Source organism: Acidipropionibacterium jensenii (genome assembly GCF_005890135.1).
GTDB lineage: Bacteria > Actinomycetota > Actinomycetes > Propionibacteriales > Propionibacteriaceae > Acidipropionibacterium > Acidipropionibacterium jensenii.
Map to the genome: position 1 here is coordinate 1,721,251 of NZ_CP040635.1, position 22,342 is coordinate 1,743,592.

22 protein-coding genes are annotated in these 22,342 nt (G+C 68.7%); 11 read left to right on the top strand and 11 right to left on the bottom strand.

The features are described from left to right. Window position 1: 1 nt before the first annotated feature. The gene (locus tag FEZ32_RS07575; protein WP_028702673.1) at window positions 2-1,225 is read right to left on the bottom strand and encodes a galactokinase family protein; all 1,224 of its coding nucleotides are present in this window, start codon (window positions 1,223-1,225) and stop codon (window positions 2-4) included. Continuing rightward, window positions 1,222-2,010 (bottom strand): nucleotidyltransferase family protein, encoded by a 789-nt coding sequence (locus tag FEZ32_RS07580; protein ID WP_244937972.1) that lies wholly within the window; start codon window positions 2,008-2,010, stop codon window positions 1,222-1,224. The genes FEZ32_RS07575 and FEZ32_RS07580 overlap by 4 nt, the downstream gene beginning before the upstream one ends. A 311-nt stretch (window positions 2,011-2,321) precedes the next feature. On the opposite strand from FEZ32_RS07580, the gene FEZ32_RS07585 reads away from it, so the two are divergent. Then, window positions 2,322-2,774 (top strand): deoxycytidylate deaminase, encoded by a 453-nt coding sequence (locus FEZ32_RS07585; protein ID WP_028702671.1) that lies wholly within the window; start codon window positions 2,322-2,324, stop codon window positions 2,772-2,774. 129 nt (window positions 2,775-2,903) lie between these two features. Here the strand turns inward: FEZ32_RS07585 and dhaM are convergent, their stop codons facing one another. The 4 genes from dhaM to FEZ32_RS07605 form a co-directional block, all read right to left on the bottom strand. After that, on the bottom strand, window positions 2,904-3,344 hold the full coding sequence (gene dhaM / locus FEZ32_RS07590) for a dihydroxyacetone kinase phosphoryl donor subunit DhaM (RefSeq protein ID WP_138680353.1): 441 nt from the start codon (window positions 3,342-3,344) through the stop codon (window positions 2,904-2,906). 50 nt (window positions 3,345-3,394) lie between these two features. Further along, the gene (gene dhaL / locus FEZ32_RS07595; protein ID WP_028702669.1) at window positions 3,395-4,024 is read right to left on the bottom strand and encodes a dihydroxyacetone kinase subunit DhaL; all 630 of its coding nucleotides are present in this window, start codon (window positions 4,022-4,024) and stop codon (window positions 3,395-3,397) included. Between the two features lie 3 nt (window positions 4,025-4,027). Then, the gene (gene dhaK, locus FEZ32_RS07600) at window positions 4,028-5,029 is read right to left on the bottom strand and encodes a dihydroxyacetone kinase subunit DhaK (protein WP_028702668.1); all 1,002 of its coding nucleotides are present in this window, start codon (window positions 5,027-5,029) and stop codon (window positions 4,028-4,030) included. A 79-nt stretch (window positions 5,030-5,108) separates the two neighbouring features. Further along, on the bottom strand, window positions 5,109-6,386 hold the full coding sequence (locus tag FEZ32_RS07605) for an MFS transporter (RefSeq protein WP_028702667.1): 1,278 nt from the start codon (window positions 6,384-6,386) through the stop codon (window positions 5,109-5,111). A 261-nt stretch (window positions 6,387-6,647) separates the two neighbouring features. Here FEZ32_RS07605 and FEZ32_RS07610 point away from each other — a divergent pair, with 261 nt between their 5' ends. After that, window positions 6,648-7,526 carry a 1,4-dihydroxy-2-naphthoate polyprenyltransferase gene (locus tag FEZ32_RS07610; protein ID WP_097798391.1) on the top strand — a complete coding sequence of 293 codons (879 nt, stop codon included), beginning with the start codon at window positions 6,648-6,650 and terminating at the stop codon, window positions 7,524-7,526. A 72-nt stretch (window positions 7,527-7,598) separates the two neighbouring features. After that, window positions 7,599-7,883, top strand: a complete 285-nt coding sequence (locus tag FEZ32_RS07615) for a putative quinol monooxygenase (RefSeq protein WP_028702665.1) — start codon at window positions 7,599-7,601, stop codon at window positions 7,881-7,883. A 65-nt stretch (window positions 7,884-7,948) separates the two neighbouring features. On the opposite strand, the gene FEZ32_RS07620 is transcribed toward FEZ32_RS07615, so the two are convergent. From FEZ32_RS07620 to FEZ32_RS07630, 3 genes are read right to left on the bottom strand one after another with little or no spacing between them, the layout of a single operon-like run. Then, entirely contained in the window at window positions 7,949-9,745 is a 1,797-nt protein-coding gene (locus FEZ32_RS07620) for an ABC transporter ATP-binding protein (RefSeq protein WP_084149276.1), read from the bottom strand. Between the two features lie 40 nt (window positions 9,746-9,785). Beyond that, the gene (locus FEZ32_RS07625; protein WP_138680354.1) at window positions 9,786-11,621 is read right to left on the bottom strand and encodes a TM0106 family RecB-like putative nuclease; all 1,836 of its coding nucleotides are present in this window, start codon (window positions 11,619-11,621) and stop codon (window positions 9,786-9,788) included. After that, the gene (locus FEZ32_RS07630) at window positions 11,609-12,256 is read right to left on the bottom strand and encodes a demethylmenaquinone methyltransferase (protein WP_169338796.1); all 648 of its coding nucleotides are present in this window, start codon (window positions 12,254-12,256) and stop codon (window positions 11,609-11,611) included. Before FEZ32_RS07630 ends, FEZ32_RS07625 begins: the two co-directional genes overlap by 13 nt. A 131-nt stretch (window positions 12,257-12,387) precedes the next feature. On the opposite strand from FEZ32_RS07630, the gene ccmA reads away from it, so the two are divergent. Together ccmA and FEZ32_RS07640 are read left to right on the top strand one after the other, a co-directional pair. Beyond that, on the top strand, window positions 12,388-13,041 hold the full coding sequence (gene ccmA, locus FEZ32_RS07635) for a heme ABC exporter ATP-binding protein CcmA (RefSeq protein WP_232021306.1): 654 nt from the start codon (window positions 12,388-12,390) through the stop codon (window positions 13,039-13,041). Then, window positions 13,038-14,777, top strand: a complete 1,740-nt coding sequence (locus FEZ32_RS07640; RefSeq protein WP_138680355.1) for a DUF6297 family protein — start codon at window positions 13,038-13,040, stop codon at window positions 14,775-14,777. Before ccmA ends, FEZ32_RS07640 begins: the two co-directional genes overlap by 4 nt. 127 nt (window positions 14,778-14,904) lie before the next feature. Here the strand turns inward: FEZ32_RS07640 and FEZ32_RS13665 are convergent, their stop codons facing one another. Then, window positions 14,905-15,390, bottom strand: coding sequence for an ArsR/SmtB family transcription factor (locus FEZ32_RS13665; protein WP_197720477.1), 486 nt, complete (start codon window positions 15,388-15,390; stop codon window positions 14,905-14,907). A 108-nt stretch (window positions 15,391-15,498) separates the two neighbouring features. Next, entirely contained in the window at window positions 15,499-16,734 is a 1,236-nt protein-coding gene (locus FEZ32_RS07655; protein WP_175415760.1) for an isochorismate synthase, read from the bottom strand. 388 nt (window positions 16,735-17,122) lie between these two features. Here FEZ32_RS07655 and FEZ32_RS07660 point away from each other — a divergent pair, with 388 nt between their 5' ends. From FEZ32_RS07660 to nuoE, 6 genes are all read left to right on the top strand, one after another. Next, on the top strand, window positions 17,123-18,376 hold the full coding sequence (locus FEZ32_RS07660; RefSeq protein ID WP_244937973.1) for a geranylgeranyl reductase family protein: 1,254 nt from the start codon (window positions 17,123-17,125) through the stop codon (window positions 18,374-18,376). Window positions 18,377-18,535: 159 nt separating this feature from the next. Next, a complete protein-coding gene (locus FEZ32_RS07665) occupies window positions 18,536-18,904 on the top strand; it encodes an NADH-quinone oxidoreductase subunit A (protein WP_097798395.1) in 369 nt (122 codons plus the stop codon). A gap of 41 nt (window positions 18,905-18,945) precedes the next feature. Continuing rightward, window positions 18,946-19,521 carry a NuoB/complex I 20 kDa subunit family protein gene (locus FEZ32_RS07670; RefSeq protein ID WP_028702658.1) on the top strand — a complete coding sequence of 192 codons (576 nt, stop codon included), beginning with the start codon at window positions 18,946-18,948 and terminating at the stop codon, window positions 19,519-19,521. Continuing rightward, on the top strand, window positions 19,518-20,246 hold the full coding sequence (locus FEZ32_RS07675; protein ID WP_097798396.1) for an NADH-quinone oxidoreductase subunit C: 729 nt from the start codon (window positions 19,518-19,520) through the stop codon (window positions 20,244-20,246). The genes FEZ32_RS07670 and FEZ32_RS07675 overlap by 4 nt, the downstream gene beginning before the upstream one ends. Continuing rightward, a complete protein-coding gene (locus FEZ32_RS07680) occupies window positions 20,246-21,562 on the top strand; it encodes an NADH-quinone oxidoreductase subunit D (RefSeq protein ID WP_028702656.1) in 1,317 nt (438 codons plus the stop codon). The genes FEZ32_RS07675 and FEZ32_RS07680 overlap by 1 nt, the downstream gene beginning before the upstream one ends. Next, window positions 21,559-22,326 (top strand): NADH-quinone oxidoreductase subunit NuoE, encoded by a 768-nt coding sequence (gene nuoE / locus FEZ32_RS07685; protein WP_028702655.1) that lies wholly within the window; start codon window positions 21,559-21,561, stop codon window positions 22,324-22,326. Before FEZ32_RS07680 ends, nuoE begins: the two co-directional genes overlap by 4 nt. Window positions 22,327-22,342 lie beyond the last annotated feature (16 nt).

The following is a 22,342-nucleotide window of genomic DNA, read 5'->3' on the forward strand; positions in this document are numbered from 1 at the left end:
CTCACAGCCTCCTGGCCGCAGGCCCCGGACGGGTCACCATGGTGGTTGCCCTGGCGGCCGGGTCGGGGAACCGCGAGGCGTACCGGCCCAGCCACTGCGCGGCGAAATCCTCGGCGTCGGAGCGCGGCACGCAGGCCCACACCGAGCCGCCGAAGCCGGCCCCGAAGGAGCACGACGCCACCGCCGACAGGTCCTGACGGGCGATCCGTGCCAGGGCGATCGTCTCGGGCACCTGATTGCCCAGCAGACAGTCGGCGATCCGTTGGGACTCGTCGACCGCCGCCCCGAAGCCGGCCAGGTCGCCGGCTCCCAGAGCGCTGATCGCCGCCGGGATGATCTGCTCCGACTCGGCCAGGAAGTGGTCAAGACGCCGGGTCAGCCAGCCGTCGTCGGCGATCAGCCGGTGCAGCCGCAGCGCCCCCGGATCGGCGGCCAGCGCGTCGGCCAGAACGGCGTCCTGGCGGCCGGTGGCGGTGTTCCACCGGCGCAGGATCTCCCGGGTCGACAGGGAGGCGCGGTTGTACAGGTCGCGGGCGGCGCCGGTCTTCTCGGCCGCCACCCCACTCACCAGAACGACCAGACAGAGGTCCTCGGCGAAGTCCACCCGCCTCTCCAGGCGGATCGGGCAGAACCGGAACTCGCCCAGCCGGCCGGTCTCGCTGAGAACCATCGCGGTGTGGTCCTCCGAGCCGCCGAAGGTGCCGACCCCGGCCGCCCCGGTCAGATCCTTGAAGCTCATCCCGTTCTCCACACAGGCCAGGTACTGGGCCAGGTCGGTGCGCGATGTGACATCGCGGGTCCAGCGTCGGGAACCGGTGAAGCCGTTGGCGTCGGCCAGGGCCAGCACCAGGGAACTCACCAGGGCCGAGGAGGAGCTCATCCCGCTGGCCAGCGGAAGATCGCTGGAAATGGTGATCCCGCAGGGCGCCAGCGGGCCGAAGTTGTCGGTGAGCCGGTCGACGACGGTCTGGACGTACCGTCCCCAGTGTCCCGGCGGCAGCTGCGGGTCGGTGCCGGCGCTGATCCTCAGATCGCCGGGAAGGGCGGTGGACCGTGCGATGATCCCGGCGTGCCGGGGCGGCTCCTCCGGGGGAGTGCAGGTGATGGTGACCCCCCGGTCGACGGCTGCCACCAGGGTGCGCCCGCCGGCGTAGTCGGTGTGCTTGCCGAGCACCTCGATCCGTCCGGGCACGAACCAGCGCACCGTCGCGTCGGTGCGGCTCACAGGACGATCCGCTTGTCACCCAGGGCGGCCTCCATCGCGGCGATGTCGCCGCGGTTGGACATGTCCAGGACGCCGGCCTCGACCGGGACGACGTCGAACCGCTCCCCGTGGCGCACCATCCAGCGCACCGCGTCGACGATCTCGTACTCACCGCGGGCCGACTTGTCGATACGCCGGCAGGCCTCGAAGATCCGCGGGGTCAGCAGGAAGCAGTTCATCGACACCAGGGCGTCGTCCCCGGCGGCCGCCACCACCTCGGGGGCGGGCTTCTCGATGATCTCGGCGAGCTGGTGGTCGGCGTCGGCCCTCAACAGGGCGAAGGCGGCGATCCGGTCGGGATCGATGTTCGACTCGGCGATCATGGCGCGCTTGGAGAACCCCAGGGTCGCCGAGGCCGGCACCCCGGCGAGCTGGGCGACCGCCCGGCCGGGGTAGAAGTTGTCGGAGTTGATGACCAGGACGCGGTCCTCTCCGGCGAAGGACTCGGCGGCCGCGATCGCGTCGGCGGTGCCCAGCGGTTCGGCCTGGACGGCATAGCTGATCGTGACGCGGGAGGTGTGCTGGCCGTCGTAGTAGTCGCGGATCATCTGGTGCTCTGGGCCGATCACCAGGCAGATCTGGTCATAGCCGGCATCGGCCAGGGTGGAGATGACGTGGTCCAGGAAGGGACGGTCGTTGAGGGTGATCATCGACTTGACCCCGGCGGCCGCGGCGGCGGCCTGGCCGTCGGCCAGCACGACTCCCTCCGCGGCCTTGCGCATCCGGGTGCCCAGCCCCCGCGCCATGATGACGGCCCGGTGCGGGCGCCCGTAGGAGATGCGGTCCTGCCGCGGGGTGTCGAGATCTCCGGGGGCATCCGGGTGGCGAACAGGATCGAGGGGGGCGTCAACGGCATCGGTCATGGCAGTCATCCTAGGGAGACCGGGCGGCCTCGTGCCCGTCCGCGCGGGCCCGCGGCCACTTCTGCCCGGTACTGGGGCCAACCGATCGCCGATCCTGCCCATCCGATCAGCGCCGGCGCGCGAGGCTCGCACCGGGCGCGAGGCATCGCGGCAGTGCGAGAATGCCCGGTGTCGAGCTGTGGAGGTGGCTACTGATGAAGCGTGTGCCGGGTTCCCCGATCACCGTGCCGGGATGGGACGACTACTTCCTGGGGATCGCCGAGGCGGTGGGTGCGAGGGCCAAGTGCACCCGGCGCGCTGTCGGCGCGGTGCTGGTCCATGAGCATCGGATCATCGCGACGGGTTACAACGGGGCCGCTCCCGGCCGGCCGGACTGCCTGGAGGGAGCCTGCCCGCGAGGACATCTCGGGTACGGGGAGGTCGCCGGGCTGAGCGACTACGACGTCCCCGGGACGCCGGGGTTCTGCATCGCCATCCACGCCGAGGTGAATGCCCTGCTGTTCGCCACCCGCGACACCGCCGGGGCGACCGCCTACGTCACTGATCAGCCGTGCCCGGGGTGCCGCAAGGCGTTGGCCGCGGCCGGTGTGGTGAGGGCGGTCTGGCCGGGCGGACAGTTCGACCAGGACGGTCTGGTCGACTGGTGAGGGGCCCGGTCGACCGGTGAACGCAAGGTGCCGGCGGGTGGTCTGACCACCCGCCGGCACCGTTGTGCTGTGTGCTGTGTCCCCGGTCCTGTCTGCTGTGTCTCAGGTCCTGCATCCAGGGGCCGGGACTCAGCCGGCCAGCTGCTGGATCTTCGGTTCCAGGGCCCGGGCGGTCTGGTCGGCGACGCTGTCCAGATCGGCTCCCGTGGAGGCGGTCACCACCGCGACCACCAGACCCTCGACGAGCGGTCCGGGGCTGACCCTGACCTTCGCGGCCAGCTCGGGATCCACCAGTTCCAGAGCCATCTCGGCCGACAGGATCGAGGATCCCAGGTCGACCATCACGAGCACTCCCGAGCACTCGGATAGCTCCTCGAGAGCGGCGCTCACGGCGGTGGCGTCGGTCCCCAGGGTGTTCTCGTCGAGACCGGCGGCGATCCGCATCGGCGGCCTGGATGTCGGCACCATCTGTTCGGCCAGCTCGACTGCTGCCCGGGCCAGTGGTCGACTGTGGGAGACCACGACGATCCCCACGCCGGTCGGTGCAGGGCTCTGCTGAGCTGATGTCACAGTGTTCTCCTCAGTCCGTCAGTCCGTGTCGTCGTCAGTCCGTGTCGTCGTCAGGCCAGGCAGCGCGCGGCGCTGTCGATGAGCAGGGCCATCGAGGTGGCACCGGGATCCTGGTGCCCCTTGGAGCGTTCTCCCAGGTAGGACGCCCGGCCGCGTCTGGCGACCATGTCGATGGTGGCGTCCCGGCCCTTCTCGGCCGCCGAGGACGCAGCCTGGAGGGTGGCGGGCAGGTCCTTGCCCTGGTCGGCGGCCTGCTGGGCGGCCTGCACCGCCTCGGTGAGGGCGTCCACCAGGGTCTTGTCCCCGGGGGAGGCCTTGCCGCGGGCGACGATCCCGTCGAGTCCGGCCTTGATCGCCCGGGCGAAGGCCGCCGAGGTGAGCTCGCCGTCCTCGACCAGGGAGGTCCCCAGTCGCAGGAAGAAGGTGCCGTAGAGGGGTCCGGAGGCGCCTCCGACCGTGCTCACCAGGGTCATTCCGGCCTTCTTGAGCAGCGCCGAGGCGCTGGCGAAGGAGGCCGGGTCCAGGCTTGCCACCGCGGTCATCCCGCGGGCCATGTTGGATCCGTGGTCGGCGTCGCCGATCTGGCGGTCCAGGTCTGTGAGGTAGCTGGCGTTCTCGTTGATGACGTTGGCATAGTCCTTCAGCCACGTCGAGATCATCTGTGCCGAGAGATCAGACATGTTTCAGCATCCCCATCGAAGTCCAGGAGTGTTGACCGGCGCGTCCCACAGAGAGAGCAGATCGTCGTCGGCCTTCAGAAGTGTCAGTGAACATCCTGCCATCTCCAGCGAGGTGATGTGGTTGCCCACCAGAGTCCTGGCAACGGTGACTCCCTTGCCGGACAGCACCTTGGAGACCTCTCCCCACATCAGGTACTGCTCCAGCAGCGGGGTCCCGCCCATCCCGTTGAGCATCGCGATCACCGGAGCCCCGGTGAAGTCCAGATCGGCCAGGATCGGCTCGACGAGCTCCTCGGCCACCTCGGCCGCGGTGCCCAGCTTGGCCCGCTTGCGGCCGGGCTCGCCATGGATGCCGATGCCCAGCTCGATCTCGTCGTCGGCGAGCTCGAAGGTGGGCTCGCCGGCGGCCGGGACGACGCAGGAGGTGAGCGCCACACCGTAGGAGCGGCCCCCGTCGTTGACCCGTGATCCCAGAGCCAGCAGGGCGTCGAGATTGCGTCCCGCCTCGGCTCCGGCGCCGAGGATCTTCTCCATCAGCACGGTGAGCCCGACACCGCGCCGACCGGCGGTGTACAGCGAGTCCTGGACGGCGACGTCATCGGCGACCAGCACCGACTCGACGCGCGTCCCGGACTCTGCCGCCGACATCTCGGCGGCCATGTCGAAGTTCATCACGTCGCCGGTGTAGTTCTTGACGATGTGCAGGATGCCGGCGCCTCCGCCGACCGCCTTGTCGGCGGCCATCATCTGGTCGGGAACCGGGGAGGTGAAGACCTGACCGCAGCAGGCGGCGTCAAGCATTCCGTATCCGACGTATCCGCTGTGCAGCGGCTCGTGGCCCGACCCGCCGCCGGAGACCAGACCGACCTTGCCCCGGTGCGGTGCATCGGCGCGCAGCACCACCTGGTTCTCCATATCGACGGTGATGGAGTCAGGATGGGCGGCCGCTACCCCCACCAATGAGTCCTTGACGACATCCTCAACAGCATTGATGAGTTTTTTCATAGGGTCCAGTCAACCACCCTGTGGCGACGCGGCCAAGGTTCGCTCGATCCCGTTGCGACGAAGCCGCGGCCAGCTGGCCTCAGCGCACGTGGCGGTCCAGATCGACGGTCACCTGTCCGCGGACCATCCGCAGCCAGGGGGCGCCCTTGCTCGGGTCGAGGTGGACCCTGATCCTGTCGCTGCGCATCACCACAGCGGTGATCACGACGAAGGTGATCCCCAGCGAGATCGCCCCGAAGGCGACGGTCGCCCGCGGGCCGACGGCGTCGCCGAGCCAGCCGACGACCGGGGAGACCAGCGGGGTGCCGCCCATCACGAGCATCGCCCAGAAGCTCATCACCCGGCCGCGCATCTGGGGGGAGACCGACATCTGGACCATGGTGTTGGCGATGATGAGGGTGGAGACCGCCCCCCAGCCGATCGGGGCCATGATGGCGGCGAAGACCGGGTACGTCGGCGCGAAGGTGGCGGCGGTCATCGAGACCGTGTAGACCACCAGGGCGAGCTCGATGTAGCGCAGCCGAGGCCGACGGCGGGCCGCCTGCAGGGCCCCGATGATCGACCCGAGGCCCATCACCGAGCCGAGTAGGCCGAACTCCCCCGATCCCTTGCCGAAGGCAGCGGTGGCCATCACGGCGTCGGAGATGTTGAAGTTGAACCCGAAGGTTCCCATCATGAAGCCGATGAACAGCAGCAGCATGAGATCGGGGCGGGCGCGGACGTACCTGATGCCGTCGCGGACGGTGGCCTTCTCGACCGCGATGGGCGCCGGGTGGAGCTGCTCGGAGCGAAGCATGATGAGCGAGGCGATGAAGAGCACGAAGAGCCCGACGTTGATGGTCATCACCCAGCCCACCCCGAAGGCGGCGACGAGCAGTCCGGCCAGGCCGGGGCCCAGCAGCCGCGCGCCGTTGAAGGAGGCGGAGTTGAGGCCGATCGCATTGGGCAGCTGGGACAGCGGCACCAGTTCCGAGACGAAGGCCTGCATCGCCGGGCTGTAGAAGGCCGAGGCGATGCCGTCGAGGCCGGCGAACAGGAAGACCATCCACAGCTGGGCGTGGCCGGTGAGCACCAGCAGGGCCAGGATCGCGGCGTCGATGAGCAGGACGATCTGGGCCATCACCATGATCCGGCGCTTGGGGAACCGGTCGGCCAGGGCGCCCGCCCACGGTGTGATGAGCAGGATCGGCAGGAAGTTGATGGCGGTGACCCAGCCCAGCGCGGTGGCATTGCCATGGGTGAGAATCGTCAGGACCAGCCAGGCCTGCGAGGTCCGGGCGATCCACTGTCCGAGGTTTGCCATCAGGGTGCCGACGAAGAAGATTCGGTAGTTGGGGATGGACAAGCTGGCGAACATCGTTCTCATGCCGGATGGGTTCCCGTTTCACTCGGTGCATCTGGGCCGGACCAGAGGATCCGACCCGGGACAGGCTAGACCCTGTGTCCCTGCCGCGCGCAGGCAGTGTCTGATGGTGCGGGGCTGTGAGGGCCTGGGGCTGTGAACGTGTGAGACTGTCGGGTGGTGTCGGCACAGAAGTGCAGCCCGCAGCGGAGCACGGATCCGCGTCACGGGCCGGCACCGGCGACATCGGGTTGGCACCCGGGGAACAGGAGAGTCATGGCGACATTCGGGCAGTGGGTCGAGGGAGCGCGGTTGCGCACCCTCCCGATCGCGATCTCATCGGTGATCGGTGGCACGGCGGCAGCCGTCTCGATAGGGCAGCTGCGGATCGCGACGGCGGTGCTGGCCCTGGTCGTCGCCCTGGCCCTGGTGGTCGGCGTCAACTTCGCCAACGACTACTCCGACGGGATCCGCGGCTCCGACGGGCCCGACCGGGTGGGGCCGCTGCGGCTGGTCGGCTCGGGGGCGGCCCGCCCCGAGCAGGTGAGGGCGGCCGCTTTCGGCTGCTTCGGGGTCGCCGGGCTGGCGGGGCTGGCCGTGGTCGTGCTCACCGGCCAGTGGTGGCTGCTGGTTCTCGGGATCGCCTGCGTGCTGGCCGCCTGGTTCTACACCGGGGGCAGCCACCCCTACGGCTACGCCGGACTCGGGGAGATCTTCGTCTTCGTCTTCTTCGGACTGGTCGCGGTGGGCGGCACCACCTATGTGGTCGCCGGCAGGGTGGACGCCGCCGGCTGGGTGACCGCGGTGGTCCTGGGCCTGCTGGCGTGCGGGGTGCTGGTGGCCAACAATCTGCGCGACATCGACGGCGACCGGGTCTCCGGCAAGCGCACCCTGGCCACCCGCCTCGGCCACACCGGGACCCGGGCGCTGTACCTCACCCTGGTCGGACTGGCCTGCCTTGGGGTGGTCGCCGTCGCGGCGCTCACCACCTGGTGGGCGCTGTTGGGACTGGCGATGGTGATCTTCCTGTCGGGTCCGGTGCGGGCGATGGTGACCGGGGCCTCCGGGATGGTGCTGGTGAGGGCGTTGCGGGACACCGGTTTCGCCGACCTGGCCTGCTCGATCGGCCTGCTCATCGGTGCGCTGCTGGGCTGAGGGGCTGACCCCGGCGTCGGCGTCCCCATAGGTTGGTGACGTCATCCGTCACCACTGTTGAGAGGACAGCCGATGATCATCACCCTGGCATTCCTGGACATCAAGCCCGAGTGCGTCGACGCATTCATCACCGCCAGCACCGCCAATGCACAGGCGAGCCGCCAGGAGCCCGGCGTCACCCGGTTCGACCTGGTCCGTCAGCTCGACGTGCCGACCAACTTCACGCTGGTCGAGGAGTACCGCGACATCGACGCCGTGGAGGCCCACCGCACCACTGAGCACTACCTCGCCTGGAAGGCCACTGTCGCCGACATGCAGGCCACCCCCCGGCACTCGCACCGCTACCAGATCCTCTGACCCCGGATCCCCCTTGCCCGAGATGCCACGACCCGAGATCCCGATGGGGATCCCGGGAGGGGGCCTCAGATCTTGATCCCGAACCGCTCCAGACGCTTGCGGTCGGCCTTCGAGCTGGAGGCCTGAAGGGTCAGCAGCTCGGCGTAGATGCCGCCGGAGGCGGCCAGCTCCTGGGGGGTGCCGATCTCGTCGACCCTTCCCTGGTCCAGGGTGACGATCCGGTCCACACCGGAGATGGTCGACAACCGGTGGGCGATGATGAGGCTGGTCCGGCCCTCCATGAGGGACTCCAGGCCGGCCTGCACCCATCTCTCGGACTTGGTGTCCAGGGCCGAGGTGGCCTCGTCGAGGACCAGGATCGGGGCGTCCTTGAGGATCGCGCGGGCGATCGAGATCCGCTGCTTCTGGCCTCCCGACAGTTTGATCCCGCGCTCCCCGACCAGGGTGTCGTAGCCGTCGGGGAATCGCCGCACGAATCGGTCGGCGTAGGCGCGCCGGGCGGCCTCGGCGATCTGCGCGTCGGTGGCGTGGGACCCGTAGGCGATGTTCTCCCTGATGGTTCCCGAGAACAGCGACGGGTCCTGGAAGACCACCCCGATGCTGTGCCGCAGCTCCTCCACCGGCAGCTGGGAGACCGGCTGTCCGCCGACCACGATCTCGCCGGAGTCCAGCGGGTAGAGGCCCAGCAACAGGTTGACGATGGTGGACTTGCCGCCTCCCGATTCCCCGACCAGGGCGACCTTCTCGCCGGTGCCGATCTGGAAGCTCACCTGGTCGATGACCCGGTTCGACCCGTCGTAGGAGAACACCGCGTCGCGGAATTCGACGGCCGGCTGCCGATCGGTGATGTCGATCACGCGGGGGGTGGAGGAGTCGGGCAGCGGACGGGTGTAGCTGGGCCGGGTCTCCATCACCGTGAAATAGTCCTTGGACCCGGAGACGGCGCGCTGGGCGTTGTCGATGATGTAGCTCATCATCTGCACCGGCTGGCGGGCCATCGTCATCAGCTGGATGAGCAGCACCATCTGTCCGATGCTGAAGAATCCGCGCGCGGTCTGGACGAAGATGATCGCGTAGATCCCGAAGAAGATGACGTTGAGCACCGCCCGGCGCAGGGTGTCCATCAGGTGCCAGTGGGTGGACTGCTCCCTGGTGGTGGCGACGGTGGCGTCGTAGTGCTGGTCGAAGCCGCGCTGCTCGGAGTTCTCGGTGACGAAGGACTTCACCACCCGGATCTGCGAGATGACCTCCTGGAACCTGCCCGATGCGGTGTCCAGATGCTCATTGATGATGTCCTGGCGGGCCTGCCAGTGGCGCGAGGTGAGGGCGGTCAGCCAGACGTAGAGCGGGAAGACGATGGCCAGCAGCAGCGCCAACGGCCAGTAGTACCAGGCCGAGATCGCCAGCACCGCGACGGTGGTGAGCAGCAGGGTGAAGAAGTTGTTCGAGAAGGCCTTCGCGAAATCGGTGATGTTGGTGATCGACCGGGTGAGCTTGTTGGTGATCGAGCCGGTGAGCTCCTCGTCGAACCAGGACTGCGGCAGGGACAGCAGTTTGGCGAAGTAGCGACTGGACAGGATCTCGCGCATCCGGGCGCTCATCACGTCGCCCAGCCAGCCGTTGACATTGGTGGCCACCGAGTTGATGAGATCCATCCCCAGCAGCAGCACCGCCAGCCACATGATGGCCGCGATCTGGTGGGAGCCGGTCCGGACCCCCTCGACCGCCAGATCGGTGGCCCGGGCGATCACGAAGGGCACGGCCAGGGCACTGAGAGCAACCACCACCGCCGTGAGGACGACACCGAGGTAGTGGCGCCACAGCGAGCTGGTGAACCGGAGGATACGGGTCAACGAATGCACGAGTGACAAGTCTACGTGTGCCCGCAGCGCCCTCCGGTGATCAGTGGGAGGCTGCTGAGACCGCCCCCGACACCGCCCCCGGAGGTGCCGACGGGACCGCTGCCGAACCGGGGACGACGGCGCCGGCTCGCAGCCAGCCCCTCAACGCGCAGGTGGCCCGCACGTCGTCCTCGTTGTAGGCCAGCACCCGGGCGCGCGCCGAGGCGCGCCGGGCCGGATCGGCGTGGTGGGCGGCCTGGTCCCACCAGATCTGCGAGTTGAGCCCGCCGGGCTCGGCGTCGCGCCAGTGGAATCCCGGGCCGGCCTGGGCGACGACCTTGAGGCCGAGTCCGGCCGTCCCGAAGAAGTGCGCCCTCATCACCGCGAACAGGTCCAGGAAACAGCCGCTGGCCAGCAGTCGGGCGACCTGACCGGTGGTGCGGTCCGGGCAGGGACTCGAGGCCCTCCCGAACCGGCGCAGGTGCACCTTCTCGTAGTCGGAGTAGTGGACGATGAGGCAGCCGGGCTCGGCGCGCACGGCCTCGTCGAGCCAGTCGATGGCGCGGGCGGCGAGGGCGGCCTCGGCGGCGTCGTCGAGATCCTCGAAGGAGGAGAAGGCCAGGTAGTAGGGGCCGTCGTGTCCGCGGCTGGCCGCCAGCAGGTGGTCGCGGTCGTCGACCCAGAATCCCCACAGGTAGACCTTGTCGGTGGGGGAGGTCTCGATGTCCAGATCGATCTCCAGGCGGCTAACGGGCAGCCGGATCGGATCGGCGTCATTGCGTTCCAGACAGACGCCGTCGCGGATCAGTCGGGCGCGCCGGGCGGCCAACCGGATCCGCCGCTCGGCCTCGGGGCGGTGCTGGACCTGCGGCAGGTAGTCCGGCAGCAGGGTCTCCAGGTCGGCATCGGCCAGGTCGTCGACGGTGCTGACCCCCATCCTCCGCAGGGCGGCGATCTCGCGGACGTCCAGCGGCGCCTTGGAGATCCGCAGGGACAGGTCGGCGTCGTCGAGCCGCGGCTGGCAGGTGCTCCACCACTGGCAGGACTCGCACTCGCCGACCACGATCGGCTCGACCATCGGGTGCTGCGGGCTGCTCATCGCGTGGTGGGCCACCGCGACCCGGAACTCGTGCTCGTGGTCGTAGCGGTCCAGCACCGAGCGACGCCGCCAGCCCGAGGCGGCGGTGCGCGAGAAGGTCCGGATGAAGTGGTGGTCCAGGTCCAGCCAGGCGATGCCGTGCTCTCCCGACAGCTGGTCGACCTGGTCACGACCGACGATCCCGGCCAGTCTGGCGGCCGGCAGCCGGGTCGGGGCCGGCAGCAGGTCCAGATCGGCCAGCAGCCGCCAGTAGTGGGCCGCCTGGAGCAGCGGCCCCTGGCGTGCCGACCGGAAGGTCTGGTCGCTGCTGAGGGTGGCTGCGGCCAGGTCCGGATCGGCGAGTGCGGTGGTCCAGGTGAACTGGGCCCGGGTGTGGTGACGCTCCAGGACGCGGTGCGGGGTGATGATCACCGGAAGGTAGCCGCAGCCGGCCGATGACCGCTGCGCCCCGGACCGCACGAGAACCTCGGGGGAGCCGGTGCGGTGCCCGGCAGGCGAGTCGGGCAGCGCGGGGGCGATGATCACCGGCGCCCCGGCGGCCAGGGCCCGGTCGGTGGCGAGCCGGTGTGCGGCGGTGTCCCCCTCGGCGAGGGGGCGCAGGTCGACGGTCCCGGGGACGGTGGCGAGCCGGTCGCAGACCAGGTCGACGAGGTCCCGGGAGCCGGCGAACAGGTCGGCATTGGCCTCCGCGGCCGGATCGGAGTGGTCGAGGGTGGGGTCGAAGGCGTTCTGGGTCTTCACCGGGCAGGACCGGGCCGCCCAGGCGTCCAGCAGGATCGCTGCCGTCATGCCTTCCACGCCCGGTGGAGGGACACCACACCGCCGCAGATGTTGCGCCAGGCGACCGCCTGCCAGCCGGCCCGGGCCATCAGATCGGCCAGGGCGGCCTGGTCGGGCCAGGCCAGGATCGACTCGGCGAGGTAGTCGTAGGCGTCCTGGTTGCTGCTCGCCAGCCGGGCCATCGCGGGGATGGCACTGAGCAGGTAGTCGCGGTAGAGGTGCCGGAAGGGCGCCCAGGTGGGGGTGGAGAACTCGCAGACCACGATCCGTCCGCCGGGACGGGTGACCCGCAGCATCTCGGACAGGGCCGCGGAGGTGTCCTCGACATTGCGCAGTCCGTAGGAGATGGTGACGGCGTCGAAGACGTCGTCGGCATAGGGCAGCCGGGTGGCGTCCCCGCCCACGAAGTGCAGATCGGGTTGACGCTGGTGGCCGACCTGCAGCATCCCCATCGAGATGTCGGTGGGGTAGACCTGCGCACCGTGGGCGGCGAAGGTGGCCGAGGAGGTCCCGGTGCCGGCCGCCAGATCGAGGATGGTCTGGCCGGGTTGCGGTTCGACGGCCTCGACGACCAGTTCGCGCCAGTGGTCCACCGCTCCCATCGTCATGATGGAGTTCATCAGGTCGTAGCGCTGCGCCACCCCGTCGAACATCGAGGCGACGTCGCTGTGGTGCTTGTCAAGAGTGGCCCTGGTCGTCAACACGGCGCCCAGTCTCCCACAGCAGGTCAACGGATCGGGGCTCGGGCAAGGCTGGTTTGGGGGCCCTGGGCCGGTGCGAGAGAATACAGATCATGGCTTCTCGCTCTCCCGTCCTGGTCGTCAAGGACCTCACCAAGTCCTACGGCGACCACACCGTCATCAACAATCTCTCCTTCACCGTTCACGCGGGTGAGGCCGTGGCTCTGACCGGGCGCAACGGAGCGGGCAAGTCCACCGTGCTGAGGTGCGTGGTGGGCGCCGACCGGCCCACCTCGGGCACCGTCGAGGTACTCGGTCAGCCGGTCAGCGAGACCCGGCCCGAGTTCCGCCGCAATGTGGCCACCGTCATCGACGACCTGGACTTCTTCCCCGACCTCTCGGTGGTCGAGCACCTCGACCTGCTGGCTCGCGCCCACGGCCTGGCCGAGGCCGACTCGCTGGTCGACGAGGTGCTGGAGGAGGTTCAGCTGGTGCCCCAGTCGGGTCAGCTGCCCGGCACCCTGTCCACCGGTCAGCGTCGACGGCTTGCCCTGGCCACTGCCCTGGTGCGGCCCCGCAAGCTGCTCGTCCTCGACGAGCCCGAGGCCAGGTTGGACGTCGAGGGCATCGCCTGGCTCGGAAAGCGGTTGAGCGAGGAGATGAAGCACGATCTGGCGATCCTGATGGCCTCCCACGAGCCCTCCCTGCTGGAGGCGCTCGGCGCGCGGACGGTCGCCCTGGGAGGGCAGCGCGGATGAGCCGTGGCAGGAACCGGAAGTTCAAGAACCAGAATCGACGACAGAACCAGCCCGAGGCGGCCGCGCAGGCCACTCCGAAGGCCCCCGAGCCCGCCGACGTGCCCGACCCGGAACTGGTGATCGACGAGAGGCCCGAGGACTTCTGGGCCGGTGAGGTCGACGAGAAGCAGCTTCAGCTGCTGATGGGGGACTGGCGCAAGGGCCGCACCACCAGGAACATCTGGCAGGCGCTGAGCGACGCCTATGTGATGATCTTCTCCCTGCTGGTGATCGTGGCAATGCTGGTCAGCCTCATCATCCAGGCCCAGGGGCAGGCGTCGACCTGTTCGGCGGCGGGCTGCCGCACCGCCCGGGAACTGCTGCCGTGGGCGGCCCTGGCCGGGGTGCTGGCCTTCGCGGTGGCCGCGGCGCGGATCTTCGGGCCGGTGCTCGCCTCGGCCGCGGAGGGATTCTGGCTGCTGGACGCCCCCATCCGCCGGTCGCGCATCCTGGTCAAGAGGCTGTGGGTCGCGGTGGGTGCCGGGTTCCTCGGTGGCGCCGCAATCGGTGCCCTGGTCTCTGCGCTGACCGGGTCGGCGGGGCTGGCGATCGTGGCATGGACCGCGGCCACCGGGCTGGCCGCCGCCGGGGTGGTGGCCTTCGCCGCCGCCCAGCAGGGGGTGGAGCGGGTCTGGACGGTCAAACTGGTCGGCGGAATCGCAGGACTGGCCGGGTTGGGCGCCCTGCTGGCCGTGGTGGGTTCTGCGACCGGGTGGTTCCATCTGGACATCACCACCTCGGTGGCGGTGGCCTCGGCCTTGTCGGTGGCGGCCGGCGGCGTGCTGCTGCTGGTGGTCTCGGCGGTCCTGGCGAGGATGCGTCTCAACCGGATCAGACGTGCCCGACTGATGTCGGGCGGGTCGCTGGCGGCCGGTATGCAGGGCGCCGCCTTCGCCCTCGACTTCGCCCTGATGCGCGACATCCTCCAGGAGCGCGACGCCGTTGAGCGCGGCCAGGTGCACCCCACCCGCGGGCGCGGACTGGGCCTGCAGACGCTGATCTGGCGAGACGTCCAGCGGCTGATCAGATTCCCCAAGCCGCTGATCACCCTGGCGGTCACCGCGGTGGTGCCCTATGCCGTGGAGGCCCTCGGTATGGGCCGGTTCTCCTCGACGATCTCGGCCCTGGTGCTGGTGGCGGCCCTGGTGCCCTTCTTCACCAGCCTGCGGGTGCTCTCGCGCACCAAGGGGCTGATGCGCTGCCTGCCGTTCAGCACCAGTCAGGTGCGCACCGCCGCGTCGGTGGTGCCTGGCGTGCTCGCCGGGATCTGGGCGATCGCGGTGGTTCCTGCCTTCCACGGTGTCGGCTCGGCGAGCCACACCCCTTGGGTGCAGGCCGTGATGCTGGCCCTCATCACCGCTGCAGCCGGGTACATCGGAGCGATCAGGTGGGTGTCGGCGAAGTCCGCCGACTACTCGGCGCCGATGGTGGCCACCCAGATGGGTGCCATGCCGCCTGGCCTGATGTTCAACCTGGTGCGGGGCCTGGACATGGTCGCCCTCATCACCATCTGGATCGTCCTGGGGCTGTCCCCCTGGTTCTCGATCGTGGCCGCCGTGATCGCCTACGCGATTCTGCGGATGGGTGGGATCGACCAGCAGGAGATGCAGCAGATGCAGAAGGACGCCCGCCGTGAGCTCGAGGAGAGCAGGCACGGCAAGCCCGCCGACAAGAAGGTCGTCACCCGCCGGAGGTAGCCTGCCGGCGGCATCGACCGGATGCAGCTGGGGCCCGTGGCGAACACGCCACGGGCCCCAGCTGCATCCGGTCGGTCTCTGAGGAGGTCAGCGGCCGTTCGGAACGACGGACGTCTCAGTGCTCGTCTCAGTGCTCGTCGTAGTGGTCGCCGTGCAGGGCGTGCAGGTGGCCGTCGTGCAGGTAGTCGGTGTGGTCGCCGTGCTGGACGGCCTTGTGACCGCAGTTCGGGCCGTGGGTGTGCTCGGCCAGGGTGTGCTCGGCATGGGCTTCGATGGTTGCCATGGTGTCTTCTTTCTTCGTGTCGTGGGTGGTGATGTCAGGAGCAGTTTCGGAGACATGTGTCAGCGCGTCCTCCAGGACGTGCACCACGTGGCGGTCGGCCACCTGGTAGATCACCGCTCGACCCTGTCGTGTCGATGAGACCAGACCGCGATCTGCCAGGACGCGCAGATACTGCGACGTCAGGGGTTGGGTCAGCCCCACCGTCACGGCCAGGTCGGAGACCGACTGAGGCTGCTCCATCAGTGCCAGGAGCAGCCGGATCCGGGAGGCATTCCCGAGCGCCCTGAACAGGCGCACCGCCTCGTCGATCTCGTGCTGCTCGCTTCGCATGGATCCATCATGGATCATATATGCAACTATTTCAATAGGTGCATCTGTTGGATTGCGCGGAGTTGTGACCGAGAGGGGGGGTTGAGATCGACCGGGCCCGCGCCCGACTCACCTCATGAGCGCGAAGGTGGCGCTGATTCGCTTCCGCAGAGCGGTGGCCAGCAGGGAGACGTCATCGTCGTGTCCGACCGGCTGGCCGATGAAGACATGGAGAAGGTTGGGGTCGGTGGCGTCGACCTGGGCGCCGCGCCAGTCGACGACCCACTCGCCGTCGCCCTGGGAGTCGATCCATCCGACCGGACCGGTGATCCGGCCGCGGTCCACACCCTCGACCTCGGCGAGCATCTCGAGGGCCTTCCACGGCGGCAGGCCGCTCACGAATGGTGCCGGGTGCATCGCCCCGACTGCGGTCAGGGACCGGGTCTCGGGCAGTGGGGCTCCGGTGACGTCGGTCACCAGCATGCGATCGGAGGCCTCGGGGATGAGTCCGGGGAAGGGGGAGTGCTGAGTGGAGCGACAGAAGGGCCGGAGCATCTCCTCGGACCATCTCACCGCACTGCCGTGCTCCTCGGCGAAGGGCCCGGTGCCACTGAGCGCCTCCAGCAGCCTGGGGTCGGAGCCCGCGACGGCGCTCGGCCCGTGGGACAGCGTCCGGGTGGTGATCAGCCCGTCGATCTGGCGGAGGAGGAGGGTGGACGTCGTCCCGACCGCACCCTGCACCAGATAGGTCCAGGAGTCCGGCAGCAGGTCGGAGCACCTCTGGACGATCCAGCGCGGGTCGATCGGATCGTCGGCGCGAGCCATCAGGTCGCGCATCAACAGGACCCGCTGCACGTCGTCACCGAGAATCTCGCGCACCTGGCTGGCCCGCTCCGCCCAGCCCTGCTCGGTCACCACACCGTCCGACAGCTCCAGACCGGTGGGTTGGCGCGGTGGCGCCTGAATGCGCGGCGGATCGGCGTGCACCGAGTCGAAGGAGACCTGGGTGAGCCAGGAGTAGCCGGCTCTGCGGCCGATCACGGTCTCGGGAACGATCATCACCGAGGGCGAGGTCGAGCGGTCGCCGTCGAAGGTGAACGATCCGAAGGCCAGCGGGCCGGTGCCTCGTACCCCGGGCATCTCCGTCTCGTTCTCGATGTCGGCGCAGAACTCCTCCCACCAGACATCGGCGGCCCCGGGGGAGTCCGTCTCGAAGCGGGCGATCTCACCCAGACCGATGATCTCCTCGTTGCCGTGGAGCAGGCACATGCTCGACCGCGCGGTGAGGTACTTCTGCAGCGATCCGGGGTCGGGAATGGCAACGGTGCGGGCTCGCAGTCGACTGGAACCCGGGTTCACGATCACACTGGGCACAATACCGGTCGAACGCCCGGTTGGCTGCACATACTTTCAAGCGAGATCAGCGCAGGACAGGGGTGCTGACGAACCCGACGTGACTGGTGCATGTCATCGGGCATGTCACAAGTCATGAGTCTCACGCGATAGATCCGTGGTGCCTCGGGGCAGACACCTCCAGCAGCATTTAGCGAAGGGAAAGCTCGCTAAAATAGTGGCACCTGAAGGGGTATCTCCCCTTGTCCGAAATGGTAGGGCCGGATGTGACGGGACGCCTCGAGGGTCTTAGACTCTGTACCGCAGTTCAATGAGGAGGCGACAGGTGACATTCCAGGGGAGTGACGGGTCCACGACGTGGACCGATTCCGCACGCCCCGAGGATCCCGACGCCACCTCACTGGAGTCCGATGTCATCGTCGTCGGGGCCGGCCCGGGCGGATCGGCAACCGCCGCCCACCTCGCCCGCCGCGGCCTCCACGTCACCCTCCTGGAGAAGGCCACCTTCCCCCGCGACAAGATCTGCGGGGACGGCCTGACCCCCCGCGCGGTCAAGCAGCTCATCCGTCTCGGCGTCGACGTCTCCGAGGGGGCCGGGTGGAAGCACACCCGGGCGCTGCGCATCCACGGCGGCCGGATCGCCCCCTTCGAGATGCCCTGGCCGCAACTGGCCGACTTCCCCGACTTCGGGATGGTCTGCCGTCGGTCCGTGCTGGACCAGCGGCTGGCCGAGCACGCCGCCGCCCAAGGGGTCCGACTGGTCACCGGGGCCAATGTCAGCGCACCGGTCATCGACGAGCGCACCGACCGGATCATCGGGGTGCGCACCGGCGACGGCCGCGTCTTCAGCGCCCCGGTCGTCGTCGCCTGCGACGGCGTCTCCTCGCGGCTGGCCACCCGGATGGGCATTCACCGCCGGGAGGACCGCCCGATGGGGGTGGCGGTGCGCGCCTACTTCCGCTCCCCGCTGTCCGACGACGACTGTCTGAGCTCCTGGCTGGAGCTGTGGGACGGCCGTCCCCACGAGTCGGCGCTGCTGCCCGGATACGGCTGGGCCTTCCCCGAGGGGGACGGAACCGTCAATGTCGGCCTGGGCATGCTCGACTCCTCGGAGGCCTTCCACAACACCGACTACCGGCAGCTGATGAAGCGCTGGCTGAGCCACACCCCGCCGGAGTGGGGATTCACCGACGAGAACCAGGAGGGACCGATCCGCGGCGCCGCCCTCCCGATGGCCTTCAACCGCCAACCCGCCTACCATCGCGGTCTGCTCCTGGTGGGAGACGCCGCCGGCATGGTCAATCCCTTCAACGGCGAGGGCATCGACTACGCGATGGAGGCCGGCGAGATGGCCGCCGACTCGATCGCCGAGGCGCACTACCGCGGGGTCGGGACTCGTTCGGCCGAGAAGGCCCTGGAGGGCTACCAGACTCAGCTCAAGGCACGGCTCGGCGGCTACTACCGACTCGGCACCGTCTTCGTGAAGCTCATCGGCGACCCCCGGGTGATGAAGCTGTGCACCACCTACGGGCTGCCGCGCAAGTCCCTGATGAGGATGGTCAACAAGCTGCTGGCCAACCTCACCGACTCCCGCGACGGAGATCTCTCCGACCGGGTGATCAACACACTCACCAGAATCGTGCCACCCGCATGAGTGGCGCGGCACCATGAGAACAAGAGCACCAGAGAAGCGGCACTGAGAAGTACCACACAACCGCAGATGGGTACCGCACCGGATGAGGTGCCCGAGCAGAACAGGAAGGCCCGGCGATCAGCCGGGCACCACGGACAACGACGTCGAAGGTGGTAGGCGATGAACCCTTACATCCCGCTGGTCAGCATGATGATCCTGGCGGCGCTGTTCGTCTGCGTGATGATCGGCCTGAACAAGGTGTTCAGCCCGACCCGTCACAACGCGTCCAAGCACGTCACCTACGAGTGCGGCATCGAGCCCACCCCGCAGCCGGTCGGCGGCGGCCGGTTCCCCGTGAAGTACTACGTCGTCGCGATGCTGTTCATCGTCTTCGACATCGAGATCGTCTTCCTCTACCCGTGGGCGGTCTCCTTCAACCGGTTCCTGAGCCTGGGAGCCTTCGCCGTGGTGGAGATGGTGCTGTTCATCGTCACCGTGTTCGTGTCCTACATCTACGTCTACCGCCGACGCGGCCTGGACTGGGACTGAACCGGACCGGGTCCGAGAAGCTGAAGGACTGAGAGGAAGATATGGCCGATTTCGACGCTGATGTCCCTGCCGGCATCGTGATGACCTCCATGGAGGCGGTCGTCGGGTGGTTGCGCAAGACCTCCTTCTGGCCGCTGACGATGGGTCTGGCCTGCTGCGCCATCGAGATGATCTCCTACGGCGGCCCGCGCGCCGACGCCGCCCGCTGGGGCCACGAGGTGTTCCGGTCCTCCCCCCGCCAGGCGGACCTGATGATCGTCTCGGGCCGGGTGAGTCAGAAGATGGCCCCGGTGGTCCGCCAGCTCTACGACCAGATGCCCAACCCCAAGTGGGTCATCTCGATGGGGGCGTGCGCCTCCTCGGGAGGGATCTTCAACAACTACGCGATCATCCAGGGCTGCGACCACATCATCCCGGTCGACATCTACCTGCCCGGCTGTCCGCCCAGCCCCGACATGCTCATCGACGCCGTCTTCAAGCTGCGCGAGCAGATCCAGCACTGGCCGCTGCTGGGCCACATGGCCGAGGTCGAGAGAGTCAAGGAGCAGCGGGCGCTGGCCGCCCCCAGCACCCTCGAGATGCCGACCACCACCCCGGCGAAGGAGATCGAGAGATGAGCGGGGAGCAGACGCCGGCCACCGGCAACGAGCCGACCGACCGGACCGGGATCGAGCAGGTCCCGGCGGCCAACCCGGTGATGGAGGTGAGGACCGGGATGTGGGGAGGCGCATCGGGCACCTCCGACACCTCCGGCTACAACGGGCTGACCCGGGTGGTGGAGTTCCCCGGGGACTCCTCGCGCCCCTACGGCGGCTGGTTCGACGCGGTGGCCGACCGGATGGCCGAGCTGGTGCCCGGGTTCTCCGCCGGACTGACCCTGGTCTACCGGGGCGAGATCACCTTCTTCGTGCGCCCCGAGAAGCTGGTGGAGCTGGTCCAGGCGCTGCGCGACGACGCCCAGCTGAGGTTCGAGTCCTGCGCCTCGCTGACCTGCGTGCACTACCCCCAGATGAGCGGGCAGGAGATGCACGTCGTCTACAACCTGCTCTCCTACACCCACAACCGCAGGATCCGGCTCGAGGTGGCGCTGGCCGACCCGGCCGACCACCACCCGCACCTTCCCTCGGTGGTGCGGTTCTACCCGCACGCCGACTACCAGGAGAGGGAGGCCTGGGACATGTTCGGAGTGATCTTCGACGGTCACCCGGCACTCACCCGGATCCTGATGCCCGACGACTGGGTGGGCCACCCGCAGCGCAAGGACTACCCGCTGGGCGGCATCCCGGTCGAGTACAAGGGCCATGTCACACCGCCGCCGGACGAGCGCAGGAGCTACAACTGATGAGCGAGAACAGCACCCCCAGGCGCGACGAGTTCCTGGCCCAGGGCGGGGACTGGTCCGACATCGTCGCCGAGTCGGCCGAGCGCGGCGACGAGACGGTGGTCGTCAACTTCGGTCCCTCCCACCCCTCCACCCACGGCGTGATGCGCCTCATCATGGAGCTCGACGGCGAGACCATCACCAGCGTGCGCCCCGGTATCGGATTCCTGCACACCGGCATCGAGAAGAACATGGAGTACCGCACCTGGACCCAGGGGGTCACCTTCATGACCCGCTGCAACTACGTGTCGAACTTCTTCAACGAGGCGGTCTACTGCCTGGCCGTGGAGAAGCTCCTCGGGATCACCGACGACGTCCCCGAGCGGGCCCAGATCCTGCGAGTGATGATCATGGAGATCAACCGGATCTCCAACCACTTCACCGGGGTCGGCGCCGGCGCCCTGGAGCTCAACGCCACCTCCGTCCAGGAGGTCTGCCTGAGAGAGCGCGAGATCTGCCTCGAGTTCAACCAGGCCGTCACCGGGCTGAGGATGAACAACGCCTGGATTCGCCCCGGCGGAACCGCCACCGACCTTCCCGAGGACGGCCTGGACAGGCTGCGCGATCTCATCAAGAGGATGGAGGACAACATCCCCGAGATCGACCAGTTCTTCACCGCCAACCCGATCTTCAGGTCGCGGACCAGGGGAGTCGGATATCTGGACCTGACCGGCTGCATGGCGATGGGGGCCACCGGTCCGGTGCTGCGCTCCACCGGTCTCGACTGGGATCTGCGCAAGAAGCAGCCCTACTCGGGCTACCAGGACTACGACTTCGAGGTGTGCACCGCCGACTCCTGCGACGCCTACGGGCGCTATCTGGTGCGGCTGCACGAGATGTTCGAGTCGATCAAGATCCTCAAGCAGTGCCTCACCAGGCTGATCGACACCCAGGGGGCCCCGCACATGGTGGCCGACAAGAGGATCGCCTGGCCCGCGGAGCTGTCGATCGGCCCCGACGGCCAGGGCAACTCCAACGAGCACATCAAACACATCATGGGGGAGTCGATGGAGGCTCTCATCCATCACTTCAAGATCGTCACCGAGGGATTCAAGGTGCCGGCCGGGCAGGTCTACCAGACCGTCGAGGCGCCCGCCGGGGAGCTCGGCTGCCACCTCGTCTCCGACGGCGGGACCCGGCCCTACCGCTCCCATCTGCGCGATCCCGGATTCATTCACGTGCAGTCCATCCCGGCCATCTGCGAGGGCTCGCTGCTGCCCGACGTGGTGGCATCCCTGGCTTCTCTCGACCCTGTCATGGGAGGTGTTGACCGATGAGCGAGTCAACCCAGTCGTCCTACCCCTTCGAGGAGGAGTTCCACTCGCACTTCTCCGATACCGGCGGCGTCGACCAGTCCGACCAGTCGACCGCCATCACCGAGGAGACCATCGAGGAGCTGCGCTCGCTGGCCGCCCGCTACCCCGAGCCGCGATCGGCCCTGCTGCCGATGCTGCACCTGGTGCAGTCGGTGGACGGACGGGTCTCCCCGGCCGGCATCGAGGCCTGCGCCACGGTGCTCGACATCACCGCCGCCCAGGTGTCGGGGGTGGCGACCTTCTACACGATGTACAAGCGGCGCCCGGCCGGCGAGCACCACATCGGCATCTGCACCACCTCGGTGTGCGCGATCCTCGGCGGCGACCTGCTGCTCGACCGGGTCGAGCGCAAGCTCGGCATCAAGGAGGGCCAGACCACCCCCGACGGGAAGTTCTCGCTGGAGCGCATCGAGTGCAACGCGGCCTGCGACTTCGCGCCGATCATGATGGTCAACTGGGAGTTCATGGACAACATGACCCCGCGCAAGGCCGACGAGATCCTGGATGCGCTGGCGGCCGATGAGCCGGTCCGGTCCACCCGTGGAGCCACCATCACCAGCTGGAAGCAGTCCGAGCGGGTGCTCGCCGGCTTCCCCGACGACCGGGCCGACGAGGGTCCGACCGCCGGCGAGGCCTCCCTGCGCGGCCTGAAGATCGCCCGCCAGCACGGCTGGAGCGCTCCGGGCACCGATGAGAAGCTCGAGCCGAAGGAGGAGTCGAAGTGACCGAGACCCGCGTCAG